The organism is Mycobacterium terramassiliense (assembly GCF_900157385.1).
Taxonomy (GTDB): Bacteria; Actinomycetota; Actinomycetes; order Mycobacteriales; family Mycobacteriaceae; genus Mycobacterium; species Mycobacterium terramassiliense.
This window is the reverse complement of the sequence record NZ_LT717697.1, coordinates 141,211-154,644: the sequence shown is the minus strand read 5'-3', so window position 1 is coordinate 154,644 and position 13,434 is coordinate 141,211. Positions and strand designations below refer to the sequence as shown.

Genomic DNA, 13,434 nt, shown 5'->3' with positions numbered 1-13,434 from the left:
TCCGCGAAACAGCGAGTCGGCTAGCCGTCAGGACGTCCGGGCCGCCGCCGGGGAGCGATGGTGCCGCGCCTGGTTTCCACCGCATCGCTTGGCTTCGTACATGGCGGTGTCGGCGTCGGCGACCAGTTGGCGGAACGCCCTTTCGACCTCGTTGCACCCCACGCTGCGCAACGGCAGGGTGGCGGTTCCCACGCTGGCCGTCACCGGCGCCGCGATCGCCGCGATCGCGTGACAGAACCGATGACCCCACCCGTGCGGCGGTTCTGTCGTGACGACGTCCGCGATCAGAAACTCCTCGCCGCCGACCCTGCCGATGATCGCGGTGTCCAGGCAGGCGGCGCTGAGCGCCCGCGCCGCCGCCACGAGCGCCTTGTCGCCCGCCGCATGCCCTTGGCTGTCGTTGACCGCCTTGAAACGGTCCAGGTCGACCATGGCGACGGCCAGAAACATGTGGTCTCCGCCGGCAAGCATCCGCCCGATGATGGCGCGGTCGCAGGCGCGCCGATTCAATAGGCCGGTCAGCGGGTCGCGATTGGCGCGCAATAAGTCCACGCCCAGTGCGCGGACGACGATTTGGATGGCGAATGGCACTATCACGTTGAGTTCGAGCACCAGAAAGTAACCGGTGAAGGCCAGCGTCGGCTCGCCGGCGAACACCAGGCGAATAACTTCGAAGGCCCCCACGGCGCCGGCCAGGCAGAAGTTCAGGGCCATATATCTGCCGGTGTGAAAAAACGCGACGTAGCCACCCGGAACGGCTAAAGCCGAGCACGCCATCAGCGCGACAATCGGCTCGGTCTGCCAGAGGCAGCCGGCGGCCACGCTCGCGCTGCCGGTCATTGCGAAAACGATCGATTGACGCCGCGTGGGCCATCGCGACAACCACACCATCGCCATGCCCAGCCCGACCAGGCCGGCCAGCACGGAAACGGTCAGCGCCGCACGCGGGTAAAACGGGGTTTGGCCCCATATGACGTTGACCGGCCAGAGCGCCAGCGACGCGGAGACCCCGGCCAGGACCCGGCGGGTGTTGGCGCTCAGACCGTGGGCTTGCAGGTAGCCGGTCAACCAGTCGAAGTGGTCCGGCTGTCGCCACCACGCCGCCAACCACCTCATTGACTGCCTTCCCAACGTGTGCCCGGCCGCCCGCACGGCGCCGGTTTGGGTCATCGAGATTTACCAAACTAAACCGGATCGCAGCCTGATTCCGACGAATGCTTCTATTCGACCTGAGGAATGCTTCGGGCGAACAATTTGGAATACAAGTCTGATGTGCGGGCGCACTTTTCGTGGACCGAATACGGGCCGCACCGCATTCGTTCGCGCCGTGAAAGCGGAGGATCAGCGCGCGATCGACCGCTCGAGGGCCGCCAGCGATTCCACCAGGTAGTCCGGGCCGAAGATGGGCATCGCGCCCACCTGGTCACGGAAATCCTGCGGCGTGCCGCTCCAGTCATAGGTGAGGGTGACGTCGGTGCGGTCCCCGTTCGGGGCGAGGTCGTAGCGCCAGGACCAGCCGCCGGGACGGTGGTTGCCCGCGTCGTCGAGCTGGCCGGGCATCCACCCGATCCGACGGTCCTTCTCGAACGCGTTCACCAGGTTGTGGACGACGTAGTCACCACCGGCCTGGGCCAGGAACATGTTCATCGCGAACATCTGTCCGGCGCCGGTGATCGGTGCGACGTCCACCGCGTCACGGACCCAGTCGGTGGGCTCGGTGTCGCAGTGGTGGGAGGGGTCCGCGAGGACCGCGAAGATCTGCGCCGGCGTCGCCGCGATAGTGCGGGTGGCGACGTAACTTTCGGCGGCGGCGGTCATGAGTTGGCCTCTTTCTCCGTGGGCCCGTAGGCGGCCGCGATAGCGGGGGAGTCGAGCCATCCCGAGTATGTGGGGCGGGAGGGCCAACCTTCAGGCGAATCGAGCCATTCCTCCTGCCGGCCCCACGGCAGGATGTCGATCAGCCCGAACGAATGGCTGAGCTGCTCGGTGCCCCGCCCGTTCGTCTGCCACGTGCGATACACGGTGTCGCCGTCGCGCAGGAACACATTGACCCCGAATCCCCCGCCGGGAGGTGCGTCCATGTCGGCGCCGAACGTGCTCTTCGACGACGAGTACCACTCCATCCGGTTGCCGACCCTCCGCTGGTAGGCGAGTGCCTCCTCGATCGGTCCGTTGGTCACGATGACGAACCGGGCGTCGTAGTTGTCGAGGAACTCCAGCCGGGTGAATTGCGATGTGAAGCCGGTGCACCCACCGCACTGCCACTCGGCGCCGTCCGACCACATGTGGTGGTAGACGATCAGCTGCGAACGGCCGGCGAACACATCCACCAGGCGGACGGGTCCGTCGGCGCCGATCAGGGTGTAGTCGGGCAGCTCGACCATGGGCAGCCGCCGACGCTGGGCCGCGATCGCATCCAGTTCGCGGGTGGCGGCCTTCTCGCGCTTGCGCAGTTCGTCGAGCGCGGCGCGCCACGTCGAGTGGTCGACGATGGGGGGCAGGGCGTCTTTGTCCAAGGGCATGGGATTCCACCTTTGCGATCGATTCTTCCTAACGGGTCTGACTCGTGGCGTTCCCGAAATTCATCGGTGCGGATTCGGGCGGCGGTAGCCTTCGCGGCATGAGCGACTCCGTCGTCGTCAACGTCAAGCCCGGCAGCCGCAAGGGGCCCCTTGTCGAGGTCGGTGACGAGGGGGAGCTGACGATCTACGTCCGGGAGCGCGCGGTCGACGGCAAAGCCAACGACGCGGTCACCCGGCTATTGGCAGCCCATCTCGAATTGCCAAGAAGCCGGGTCGAATTGATTTCGGGCGCGACGTCGCGGGTCAAGCGTTTCCGGGTCAGCCGTTGAGCGATGCTCGCACTATGCCCTTACCGAATTCAATGCGGCAATCGCTTCGATCACCGCGTGCGGCTGATCCAGCGAGACAAAGGTTCTCGCGTCGGGCACCTCGATCAACCGCCCATTGCTGAACAACCCGGCCAGGCGCCGCCCGAGGCCGGGGGTAAAGCACCGATCCTCTTGGCCCCAGACCAACGTGACCGGCTTGGTGAATAGGGGGAGGCGGGTCGCCACGTCGGTGAGGTCGAAGGCGGTGACCTGACGGAGCAGCGCCGCGAGGTCGCGGCAGATGCGTGGGTCACTGAGGCAGGGCTGCAACCAGGCGGAGGTGAGGTCCGCCTCGGGCCGCTTGATGAGCAGGCCGAAGCCCAGCGGCGAGTGGCGCAGCGCCCGCCACCGCATTTGCGTGCACAGCGCCTTGATCGAGATGGGGCCGCGAAGAAGGCGGAAAGCGACGTCGAACGGGAACGGCGGGCATTTGTCGAAGGCGTCGCAATTGGTGAGCACCAGGCGGCCGATCCGGTCCGGGTGGGCGTCGACGACCAGCTGGCACAGCCCACCTCCGGTGTCGCTACCGACCAGCGTCACATCGGAGAGTTCGAGGGCGACGATCAGGTCGTTGATCAGCTCGGCGACGCCGGGCAGGGACAGCGCGGTCAAGTCGTGGACCGGGATGGTGTGTGAGCCCAGCGGCAAGGTCGGCACGATGCCGCGGAACCCGCGTCGCGCCAGGCCTTCGGCGACCTCGCGCCACAATCCTCCGTCCACCAGGATGCCGTGGACGAACAGCACCGGCGCGTGCGGTGAATCCTTCGGTCCGAACTCCTGGTATTCGATCGTGGCCTGCCGGAGCGCGAGCTGTGCCATGACGGTCATTCCTCCCTAACAGCGTTTGGTGCCGACCCCACCCGCCAGTGCAGCCCCAACGCCACTGCCAGGTCCACGCCGTCAACTGCCAAACACTGCCAACGGCCTCACGGCTGCAGGTTCATCAGCGCCGCACCGGTCGTCAGGTCCAAGGGAACCGACACCTGGTCGTGCGCGATGACCCAGCGGCCATCGAGCTTCCGAAAGCACATCGTCGCCCGGACCCAGAAGCCACCGCTCCGCGCACCGTTCTTCAACGTGCCGCTGAGCCGATTGAGGCTGTGGGCAAACGCCACGTCGTCACCGACGGTGATGGCGAGCCGGCAAACCTCGTAACCGAGGGGGCACTCGTATGCCGCAAAGACGCGTTCCCAGTTCTTCCGTTTTGCTTCTGCACCCACGTGCCGTAGTGGTGGTTCGATGTCGAACGACACGACGTCGGTCGCGTAGGCCGACATCGCCGCATCGAGGTCGTGGGCCCGAAGGGCGCTAGCCAGCTCGTCAATTAGCCGTCGAATCTCGGCTTCGTTGGTCGCGGGGTCCGATTGAGTCGTCACGGACTCGACGGTAGCCGCGCCGCCCTCTTGACCTGTTCGGCCGCGCTCGGTTCGATGTTCCTATGCCACATGGGGGAGGCTTGCAATGAGGACGTTCGTTCGCCGTCTTGTTCCCGCCGTCATGGCGGCGTTGGCATCGATGGCCGCCGTGACGATCGTGACGCCGGCAGTGAGCAAGGCCGACTGTGCGGACGGCGAGTGGTGGGACCCCACGGGCAAGGTCTGCCGACCGCTCGGTGTCGGGCCACAACCCCTGGCATGCGACCCGGGGCAGTGGTGGGACCCCACGGCCAACGTGTGCCGCCCGCTGGGTGTCGGGCCACAACCGCTGGCATGCGACAACGGCTGGTGGTGGGATCCGGGCGCCAACGTATGCCGCCCGCCGCTGGTACCGCCGGCGAGCTAGCCCCGATGGTGACCTCCAAAAGTCGTGTAGTAGACGCTGGCGTTCCTTCAGCACGCCTAGTAAGCTCATAGCAAATAGTGAACGTACTCGTCTATAATTCGCAGAACGAAGGCGCCATGTACACCGCACCATCGCCTTTTGACGACCCGACTACGCCGATCGACGCGGAAGCATTGCGAGCGTGGTGGGCGCGCCAGCTACGCGAGGCGCAAGCAACGCAGCGACGCAAGCCGCAGCGCGTCGCGTTCATCCGTCAGAGATTGTGATGGCGCTGCACCTCCGCAGCTCAGCTCGAGGCGCTCAGGATCTTGATCGCGAAGACAAGCGTGTCGCCCGGCCGGATGCCCGCGCTGGGCTGACCGTCGGGATAGCCGTCCGCGGAGGTCATTGCGACGGCGACCGTGGACCCGACCTTCTGCCCGGCAATGGCTTTCTGAAATCCGGGCACGACGCCGCCGAGCGGGAAGTCGACCGATGCGCCCCGGTCATAGCTGCTGTCGAACACCGACCCGTCGCGTCCGTTGACGCCCATGTAGCAGACGGAAACCTTTGCGGTAGCGGGGACCGCCGGTCCGTCTCCGCCGTGCAGCGTATGCACCTGGGTCTGGGTCACGCCGAAGGGTGCCGTGACGGTCACGCGCGGAGCCGTCGTATCGGTGGACCCGGTGACCGCGACGCTGCCCGTGGTTCCGGCCAGCGTCCAGTCTGGCGCTGCGCCGGTCGGCGGCGCGGCGGTGGGGCAGGCGCCGGCCGCGGTGGCCGTTACCGGCGTAGCGACCCCAAGAACGGTTGCCGCGACGGCGGCCGCGAGCGCGAGGGAGTAGGACACCGGGGAAGATTTCACGCCGTCACGCTACAGACAGCCATCGACGCCGCTCGTGGCGCCCTCCAGCGCCCCTCGGACTAGCTTGTGATTCCAGCCAGTTCGTTCGCCACCGCATCGAAAGCGCGCAGGGTGTCCAGCATGTGCGGCTCGTGGGAATGCGGCTGGCTGGACAACTTGGCGGCGACCACCTCGGTGGCGCGGTTGATGTAGATCATCTGACCGCACATGCCCAGGCACAACGCCACGTTGTTGCCCGGGTAGGGAATCCACACCTGGTTGCGGTACATCCCGCCGGGCAATTCGGTGTCCTCGGGGCAGGCGGCGAAGGCCTGCCGCGAGTCGGGGCCGCCGTCGAGGGTGTCGGCGATCCACGCGGCCGGCAGCGCCTGCCGGCCGGTAAGCGAGACGCCGTCGCGCAAGAACAGGGAACCGAACCGGATCATGTCGGTAAGGCAGGCGTTGATGCCGCCGTCGAAAAATCCGGTGCCGGCCGGGTCTACACCGATGGTGGCGTCGCATTGGGCGCCGATGCGGCTCCACAGCAGTTCTGACATCAGTTCGGGCATGCGCCCGGCGCCGGCGACCTCGCAGATCCAGCCGAGTGCATCCGTTTCGCACGAGCGATATTCGAACGGGCCGCCGTGAGCCGACTTCTGCCGCAAGGTCAGCAGGAAGTCGCGCAGGGTGGCGGGTGCGTCGGCACTACGCGTGGGCGCCCAGCCCATCGCCTGGTCGAGGAGATGAATCTCCGCGCATGGGTCGTCGTAGTCTTCCGAGAACGCGACACCCGACCTCATGTCCAGCAGGTGGCGCACCGTTGCGCCGGCGTAGCCGCAATTCGCCAGGGCGGGAACGTATTTCGTGACCGGCGCCTCAAGCTCGATCGCACCGGCCCCGTGCAGCGAGCCGACGACGGCGCCCACCAACGACTTGCTCACCGAGAACAGCAGGTGTCGGGTGTCGGCTTTCAGCTCGCCGAGGTACTCCTCGGCCACCATTGACCCTCGATGGGCGACGGCCCACCCGTCGGTCGCGGTGGCGGCCATCACCGCGCCGACGCTGGTGGCCATCCCGTCGGTGGTGGTCACCGGGATCTCCGCGAGGGGAGCGGGACCCGGAGGTATCGCCGCGACCGGCCCGGTCCCGCGCGAGATCAGCGCGGTCGGCACCATGTCTTCGACATGCTGGAACGACCAGTGCGAGTAGGGCGGCGAGAGCCAGTTGTCCAGTGAGATGCCGGCCGGGGCGCTCACGCGCGCGCGACGAGCCGAGAGACGATCGGCGCGGCGGGCGTCAGGGGCGTTGAGACGAACTTCGCCTTCATGCCCTTGACCCAGCGCTGGCAGCGGTCGCTGAGCTGATAGTCGTCGGTTTGCAGGTGCGAGCGCGTGACGAGCACGCCCAGCTGGGCGCCCTCGGAGCGCAAGTCTCCGGGCGCCGCGACGCGCAGGTAAAAAGCTTCGGACCCGTCGAGCAGCGTGGCCCAGTCGTTGGCGGTCCGCGAAAAGGAGACCCGGCCTTCGTCGTCGAGGCGCCATACCCCGGTGCGTGGCGTCGCGGTGAAGATCTCCAGATCCGGCGACGTCTCCGTGATGATCACCTGGCCCCAGACCTCGTCCTCGCCGTAGCCGCGCTCCCAGCGAGCGTTGATGTCGTCGATGTCGAGCTCGTAGTCCACGTCCATGTACTCGAGCAGGTGGAAGAGGAACAGCGGCATGTCTGCGTACGCCTCGGTGGTCAAGTTCGTCATCGGGCTGGCGCCGGACAGGCGCGGATTCACCTCGCCGAGGTAAAGCTCGTCGGAGTCGAGGTCGTGCAGAAGGTCAACCTCGAAGTAGCCGAGGTAACCCTCACGGCGCATGACGTCGCCCAGCTTTGTCACCATTTCTCGCGCGGCGTGCGTCTGGGCGGGCGGCAGCACCTCGTGCCAGATGTCATTGCCACACCAGCTGCCCCGGCTCGGAGTCAGCTCCGAATAACCGACGAGGCTCGTCATCGCGGGGCCCACCACGGTGCCATGGCGGGTCACGGCGCCCTCGAGGCACACCTCGACGTTGCGGATGCGCTTCATGACTTTGAGTTCCTGGCCTACCATGTCGCCGCCGTGCTCGTCCCAGTCACGCTGACCGTGCACAAAGAACGTCCCGCTGCCGGCGTTGCCGTAGGCGATCGAGATGACCAGGTCGTCTCCCAATCCGGCGCCTTGGGCGAGCGCCAGCAGCTCGTCGTAGGAGCCGGCCCGCCCGATCGTGTTGGGCACGCTAGGTATCCCCGCCTCGTCGGCCAGGCGCGTCATGACGATCTTGGAGCCCAGGCGATTGCGCAGCTCGATCGGCGGGTGCATGACCTCGAGACCCGCCTGTCGCGCGAGGCCCTGGATTTCCTCGTTCATCATCACAAAGCAGCACTTGCCACCGGGACCTTTACCCCCGATGAAGTCGAGCGTTTCCGGATCGGACAGCAGGTGGCTGCAGACCTCGTCCATCGAGTCGAAGTCGCGGCGGTCGCGTCGCCGCGGCACGAACACGCGCGAGTGGGTGCCCTCGAACGAGTCAAAGTAGGTCAGGTAGAAGAAGTTTCGAATCCAGCGGTCGACACCTAGCAGGTTGAACGGGGTAGGCGAGATGAAGTACAACGGCACCTTGTTCGTGTGAAAGAACGCGCGGATGTCCGACAGGCCGTTCAGGCGGCGCGGCTCGGACCCGCCGGTGGGCGTACTCATGCTGGCCGCGCTGACATCGGCGCTGTGGTTGGTGCGACGGTGATCCGATCACGCAGCTGCATTGCATAATTGTGCGCCCCGCCCATGGCCGATGTCTGTGCGGGGATGAAAATTCCCCGCTGGATCCGCGCGTCGCCAAACTTTGCGATCGCGCGGGTGTCGGCGGACATGAAAAAATGCCCACTGGCGGACATGGAAATGCCCATTCGCGGCCAATAAGTTCTGCCCACCGGCGGACACGAAAGTGCCCGCAGGCGGCCATGAATCTGCCCAGACCTACCTGATGCTGCTCGGCGCGCCAGCGCTGTGGCGGCCTCTCCTGCGGTTTCGATGTCGATGCCTAGTCGAAACGACAACCCCAGGAGAGACCTACTTGAAGTCTGACGGAGAACTCATGGAAATACTCAATGCCTACGACCTGACCGGGTCCTACCGGGCTGCCGCTGAGCTGTGTGGGTGCTCGCATCACACCGTGAAGAAAGCGGTTGAAGACCGCGACGCCGGCTTGCCGCCAGCCACGCGGCGGGCCCGGATGATCGACGATTGGCGCGACGTCCTGGAGGGCTGGGTCGCGGATTCGAAAGGCAAGATCCGCGGCGACAAAGCCCACGACAAACTCGTCGCGCTCGGATACAGCGGCACCGACCGCACCACCCGACGAGCCCTGGCGGAGATCAAAGCGCAATGGCGACTGGGCAATACGCGGGTGCACCGGCCGTGGATCACCGAACCTGGGCTGTGGCTGCAGTACGACTTCGCCGACGGCCCGCTTGTGGCCGGCCGCAAAATTGTCCTGCTGGTGGCGTGGCTGGCGTGGAGCCGATACCGCGTCGTCGTGGCTCTGCGGGACCGCACCGCTCCCAGTGTCTTCGCCGGCCTGGACCGGATTTTCCGCATTGTAGGTGGCGCCCCGACCTACCTGCTGACCGACAACGAGAAGACGGTCACCACCGGACACGTCGCCGGGGTGCCGGTCCGCAACCGCGCCGCGGTCACCTTCGGCCGCTACTACGGCATCTCAGTGCTGACCTGCGAACCCGCCGACCCCGCTTCCAAAGGTGGGGTGGAGAACGCCGTCAAACTCGCCAAAGCAGATATCGTGCCCACCGAGACCAACCTGCTGCCCCAGTACGACACCTTCGCCGACGTCGAAGCCGCGTGCGCTGAGTTCAACGCCGAGATCAACGCCCGGGTCCACCGCACCACGGGTCGACGCCCCGTCGAGATGCTCACCCAGGAACGCCCCGCCCTGCACGCGGTGCCCGACCTGCCCCACACCGCCGCATTGGGGGTGACCCGTCGGGTCCCGGACAACACCCCGATGGTCACCTTCGACCACTGCCAATACTCAGTTCCAGCAACACTATTGGGCCACACGGTGTGGATCCGACATCACGACAGCGCCGACGAAGTGGTGATCTGCGCCCTCGATGACGGCGGCCCCATCGAGGTGGCCCGGCACCGCCGCGCTGCCCCGGGCAGCCCCGCAATCAACGATGATCATTTCCCCGACCACCGTGACAAGGTTCCCGGTGATTATCGCGTCCATGCCCGCACCGTCTCCGAACAGACATTCCTGGCCTTGGGTCCCGGTGCAGCGGTATGGCTCAAAGAAGCCGCCGCCGTCGGCACTGAACGGATTCTGCAGAAAATGGCCCACGCCGTCGAACTCTCAGCACTGGCCGGCTGCGCTGATGTCGACTGGGCCTTGGGTCATGCCGCCGTGCACGGCCGGTTCGCCACCGGCGATCTCGACTCCATCCTTGCCAGCAAGGGGTTGGATCCCACCCGACGTGGCGCCGGCGAGGACACCTCGCTGGCGCAAGGCACCAGCGGGTGGAACCTGTTCGGCCGCACCATCATTGATGCCCCCGAGGCAGGCATCGCATGACCACCACCACTACTACTACCGCGGCGCTGCCCGCCGACGTCGAAACCTTGATGCGTGGGTTGCGATTGCCGCACGCACGAGCGATCGCCGCCGATGTGCTGGCCACTGCCCGCGCGCAGCGCTGGGATCCCACCGAGGTCATCAAAGCACTGCTGACCGAAGAAGCCGCCGGACGCGCCCGCTCCATGCTGGCCGCCCGCCGCAAAGCCGCCGGATTCCCGACCGGGAAGACTTTCGACGCCTGGGATCCGGGCGCCTCGTCAATCCCGTTACCCACCCAACAGGCGCTACAGACATTGGAATGGGTGGGTCGCCGCGAGAACCTGGTGGTCTGCGGGCCTGCCGGCACCGGCAAGACGTTCTTCTTGGAAGCGCTCGGGCAAAAAGTTATCGAAGCCGGTATGCCGGTGGCGTGGTTCACCCTCGAGCAGATCGGGGTGCTGGTGCGTGCGCACCGTGCTGACGATTCCCTGGGCAAGGCGGTGGCCAAGATCGTGCGCGCGGAGCTCGTCGTCATTGATGACGTGGGACTTCTTCCGGTCGGTGCTGATGCCGCTGAGGGGCTTTACCGCATCGTCGAAGCGGCCTACGAACGCAGATCGGTGGCGATCTCGTCGAATCTGCATCCCAGTGGCTTCGATGAGCTCATGCCCAAGACGTTGGCCACCGCCACCGTCGACCGGCTCCTGCACCACGCGCACCTATGCCAAACCAGCGGCGACTCCGTGCGCCTGGCCCAAGCCCTGCACGGGAAAGGAGTCAAACCCCTGACCTGACACCAGCGAACGACCGGTGGCGGACACACCCTCATGGGCAGATTCGTGTCCGCCACTGGGCAGTTCTTATTGGCCACCTACGAGCAGTTCTCATGTCCGCCCATGGGCAGTTACAGCTGTCCATTGACACGCGGGCGAGAGCACGGGCCGAAGGCGTCCGGAATGTCGTCGAGTGGACCGGCCCCTCAGATATTGCGAAGCGCGTCCAATCGCGATATAAAGCACCGCGCGCAATCACCTGTAATATCGGTCGCTGATCTTGGTGCTGCTTTGCATTGGATTCGCGGCAGTGTTCTCAGGACGGTCGAGGAGGCGTCTCTAGAGGTGGCTTCGCTGCCCGAGTCCCGAAGTTTCGCGGTGTTTCGCCGTCTTGCCGGTGAATGGTGGAATGCGCCCGTCGACTACGCCGCACAGGTCCAGTACTTCGCCAAGAGGTCGATGGCTGAGGCCATCCGAGTACTGATCGGGGTGGGTAATGGTCTGACGGTCGTGACTTCCCTAGCGATTCTTCTTCCCTGGGCCGGACCGGAACGTCTCGTATCTCGGATAGTCGTCGCATCGTTCGCCGTCGTCGTGATGTTTTGGGTGATCCGGTGGTGTTTTCGACCATGGCCCTCACTGCCAATGTCGCGCGCGTTCGTCATCTCGTGCGACATCGGGATCGCGACATTGGCGTTGTACGAACCAACTTGGCTCTCGGGTCTGTACGGGTTCAACGCGTTTACGCAACTCTCGGTGTATCTGCTGTTCTTCGACGGACCGAGATTCCTTGCACTGCACACCCTCTGGATCTTCGCATCGACGGCCGTGTTTGCCATGCGGGCAGCTGCAGAGGCACACTTTGACGGCGTAGTCTTCGCCGTCAGCATCCTGGTCGCGACGACACCGGTCCTCGCCGCACCCGTGGGGATTCAGTTCGGGATCCGAACGCTGCGCAACGACGCAAACGAGTCGGGCACCGATCCGCTGACCGGTCTACTCAACCGGCGGGGCCTGCACCTTTATTTCGCCGATTTGTTGAGCGCTCATCACCCCTCCGGGGGGCAGCTGGCCGTGATGGTCGCCGACCTCGACCACTTCAAAGACATCAATGACACCTTCGGCCATCCGATCGGCGATGACGTCTTGATCCGCACCGCTCGGCGGATCGAGTCTGCTGTGCGCGGCAGGGCACTGGTGGCCCGAATCGGCGGAGAAGAATTTGTCGTCATCGATGTCACCGAGCCTGGTGACACCCAAACAGCCGAACAAGTCAGGTGCGCGATTGCCGCACCGGCCGATCACGCTCCAGTCACGGCCAGCATCGGCGTCACCCATGTCGAGCTCGGCATCTTCACTGCGCCAGAGGCTGACCCGATGGCCCTCCTCGACACCAGCCTCAGTCGAGCCGACCAAGCGATGCTCGATGCGAAACGCAAGGGCGGCAATACGACAGTCCACGTCACGCCCGCTGATCAAGACCGTTGAGTCGTCGGACCGCCACGCGGCACAAAGGCGTACGCCCGATCAGTAAGGGGATGGCCGGCGGATCAGGACGCGATGAACGCGAGCAGATCCGGGTTGAGAACGTCCGCGTGCGTGGTCAGCATGCCGTGCGGGTAGCCGGCATAGGTCTTCAACGCGCCGTTCTGCAGTAGGTCGAGCGCTCGGGGCACCGAGCTGGTGAACGGAACGATCTGATCGTCGTCGCCGTGCATCACCAGGACGGGAACGGTGATTGCGCGCAGATCCTCGGTGTAGTCCTGCAGCCAGGAATCCACGGTCTCATAGTGCGCGTGGGCGCTGCCGGACATGCCCTGTCGCCACCAGTTCGCGATGACCGCCTCGGACGGCTCCACCCCTGACCGGTTGAATCCGTAGAAGGGGCCCTCCGCCACCGCGCGGAAGAATTCCGATCGGTTTCCCAAGACACCCGCCCGCACCGCGTCAAACCACTCCTGGGGTTGCCCGCCCGGATTGTCCTCGCTCTGCGCCATATTCGGTGTCGGGGAGGATACTAGTACCGCCTTGGCGACCCGCTCCTGGTGGCGCGCCACATAACGGGCGACCTCGGGGCCGCCGGTGGAGTGCCCAATATGGACGGCCTCGCGCAAGTCGAGCCGCTCGGTCAACGCGGCCAGGTCGGCCACCCAGTGGTCCACGTCGTTGCGGGTCCCCACCTGCTCGGATCGGCCATGCCCGCGCCGGTCGTGAGCGATCACCCGATAACCCTTGTGCAGGAAGAACATCATCTGCGCGTCCCAGTCGTCGGCTGTCAGCGGCCAGCCATGACTGAAGACGATCGGCTGGCCAGAGCCCCAGTCCTTATAGAAGATCTCGACACCGTCCGACGTGGTGATGGTAGGCACCGTCGTTCCTCCCGCAATCGCCGCTCGCGGGCGCTCCCCGCGATGACTGACAGTCAACCGCAAGCCGCAAGTTTTCCTGCGACCAGCCCGACTCATGAAACCCTGACGGCGCAAAGGCTACTCGTGGATGGCGGTGGCGGCCTGGGTCGCCTGCGGATCAGGCCCTGGGGGTCAAATAGATCTCAACATTGTTCCGCTT

16 protein-coding genes are annotated in these 13,434 nt (G+C 65.7%); 6 read left to right on the top strand and 10 right to left on the bottom strand.

Annotation, left to right across the window (positions count from 1 at the left end; genetic code table 11):
* Positions 1-27 precede the first annotated feature (27 nt).
* From MTAB308_RS00800 to MTAB308_RS00790, 3 genes are all read right to left on the bottom strand, one after another.
* Positions 28-1,116, bottom strand: coding sequence for a diguanylate cyclase domain-containing protein (locus MTAB308_RS00800; RefSeq protein WP_077097393.1), 1,089 nt, complete (start codon positions 1,114-1,116; stop codon positions 28-30).
* A gap of 225 nt (positions 1,117-1,341) precedes the next feature.
* Positions 1,342-1,818: an SRPBCC family protein gene (locus MTAB308_RS00795; protein ID WP_077096953.1), complete on the bottom strand. Its 477-nt coding sequence runs from the start codon at positions 1,816-1,818 to the stop codon at positions 1,342-1,344.
* Entirely contained in the window at positions 1,815-2,522 is a 708-nt protein-coding gene (locus tag MTAB308_RS00790) for a DUF899 domain-containing protein (protein ID WP_077096951.1), read from the bottom strand. Before MTAB308_RS00790 ends, MTAB308_RS00795 begins: the two co-directional genes overlap by 4 nt.
* 98 nt (positions 2,523-2,620) lie before the next feature.
* Between MTAB308_RS00790 and MTAB308_RS00785 the strand changes: the two genes are divergently transcribed.
* A complete protein-coding gene (locus MTAB308_RS00785; RefSeq protein WP_077097391.1) occupies positions 2,621-2,851 on the top strand; it encodes a DUF167 domain-containing protein in 231 nt (76 codons plus the stop codon).
* Between the two features lie 12 nt (positions 2,852-2,863).
* On the opposite strand, the gene MTAB308_RS00780 is transcribed toward MTAB308_RS00785, so the two are convergent.
* Together MTAB308_RS00780 and MTAB308_RS00775 are read right to left on the bottom strand one after the other, a co-directional pair.
* Positions 2,864-3,709 carry an alpha/beta fold hydrolase gene (locus MTAB308_RS00780; protein ID WP_077097389.1) on the bottom strand — a complete coding sequence of 282 codons (846 nt, stop codon included), beginning with the start codon at positions 3,707-3,709 and terminating at the stop codon, positions 2,864-2,866.
* 107 nt (positions 3,710-3,816) lie between these two features.
* Positions 3,817-4,266, bottom strand: a complete 450-nt coding sequence (locus MTAB308_RS00775) for a YybH family protein (RefSeq protein WP_077096948.1) — start codon at positions 4,264-4,266, stop codon at positions 3,817-3,819.
* Between the two features lie 85 nt (positions 4,267-4,351).
* On the opposite strand from MTAB308_RS00775, the gene MTAB308_RS00770 reads away from it, so the two are divergent.
* Together MTAB308_RS00770 and MTAB308_RS29170 are read left to right on the top strand one after the other, a co-directional pair.
* Positions 4,352-4,672 carry a hypothetical protein gene (locus tag MTAB308_RS00770; protein ID WP_077096946.1) on the top strand — a complete coding sequence of 107 codons (321 nt, stop codon included), beginning with the start codon at positions 4,352-4,354 and terminating at the stop codon, positions 4,670-4,672.
* A 77-nt stretch (positions 4,673-4,749) separates the two neighbouring features.
* Positions 4,750-4,938 carry a hypothetical protein gene (locus MTAB308_RS29170; RefSeq protein WP_173842097.1) on the top strand — a complete coding sequence of 63 codons (189 nt, stop codon included), beginning with the start codon at positions 4,750-4,752 and terminating at the stop codon, positions 4,936-4,938.
* 20 nt (positions 4,939-4,958) lie between these two features.
* On the opposite strand, the gene MTAB308_RS00765 is transcribed toward MTAB308_RS29170, so the two are convergent.
* The 4 genes from MTAB308_RS00765 to MTAB308_RS00750 form a co-directional block, all read right to left on the bottom strand.
* On the bottom strand, positions 4,959-5,501 hold the full coding sequence (locus MTAB308_RS00765; protein ID WP_077097387.1) for an FKBP-type peptidyl-prolyl cis-trans isomerase: 543 nt from the start codon (positions 5,499-5,501) through the stop codon (positions 4,959-4,961).
* A 74-nt stretch (positions 5,502-5,575) separates the two neighbouring features.
* On the bottom strand, positions 5,576-6,751 hold the full coding sequence (locus MTAB308_RS00760) for a serine hydrolase domain-containing protein (RefSeq protein ID WP_077096944.1): 1,176 nt from the start codon (positions 6,749-6,751) through the stop codon (positions 5,576-5,578).
* Positions 6,748-8,220: a biotin carboxylase gene (locus MTAB308_RS00755; protein ID WP_077096942.1), complete on the bottom strand. Its 1,473-nt coding sequence runs from the start codon at positions 8,218-8,220 to the stop codon at positions 6,748-6,750. Before MTAB308_RS00755 ends, MTAB308_RS00760 begins: the two co-directional genes overlap by 4 nt.
* Positions 8,217-8,426: a hypothetical protein gene (locus tag MTAB308_RS00750; RefSeq protein WP_077096940.1), complete on the bottom strand. Its 210-nt coding sequence runs from the start codon at positions 8,424-8,426 to the stop codon at positions 8,217-8,219. Before MTAB308_RS00750 ends, MTAB308_RS00755 begins: the two co-directional genes overlap by 4 nt.
* Before the next feature lie 167 nt (positions 8,427-8,593).
* Between MTAB308_RS00750 and istA the strand changes: the two genes are divergently transcribed.
* The 3 genes from istA to MTAB308_RS00735 all read left to right on the top strand — a co-directional run bounded on the left by istA (position 8,594) and on the right by MTAB308_RS00735 (position 12,354).
* Positions 8,594-10,111: an IS21 family transposase gene (istA, locus tag MTAB308_RS00745; protein WP_077096938.1), complete on the top strand. Its 1,518-nt coding sequence runs from the start codon at positions 8,594-8,596 to the stop codon at positions 10,109-10,111.
* Positions 10,108-10,887, top strand: coding sequence for an ATP-binding protein (locus MTAB308_RS00740; RefSeq protein WP_077096936.1), 780 nt, complete (start codon positions 10,108-10,110; stop codon positions 10,885-10,887). Before istA ends, MTAB308_RS00740 begins: the two co-directional genes overlap by 4 nt.
* 324 nt (positions 10,888-11,211) lie before the next feature.
* Positions 11,212-12,354: a GGDEF domain-containing protein gene (locus tag MTAB308_RS00735; protein ID WP_245831168.1), complete on the top strand. Its 1,143-nt coding sequence runs from the start codon at positions 11,212-11,214 to the stop codon at positions 12,352-12,354.
* 62 nt (positions 12,355-12,416) lie between these two features.
* On the opposite strand, the gene MTAB308_RS00730 is transcribed toward MTAB308_RS00735, so the two are convergent.
* Positions 12,417-13,235 (bottom strand): alpha/beta fold hydrolase, encoded by an 819-nt coding sequence (locus MTAB308_RS00730; protein WP_077096934.1) that lies wholly within the window; start codon positions 13,233-13,235, stop codon positions 12,417-12,419.
* Positions 13,236-13,434: the final 199 nt, after the last annotated feature.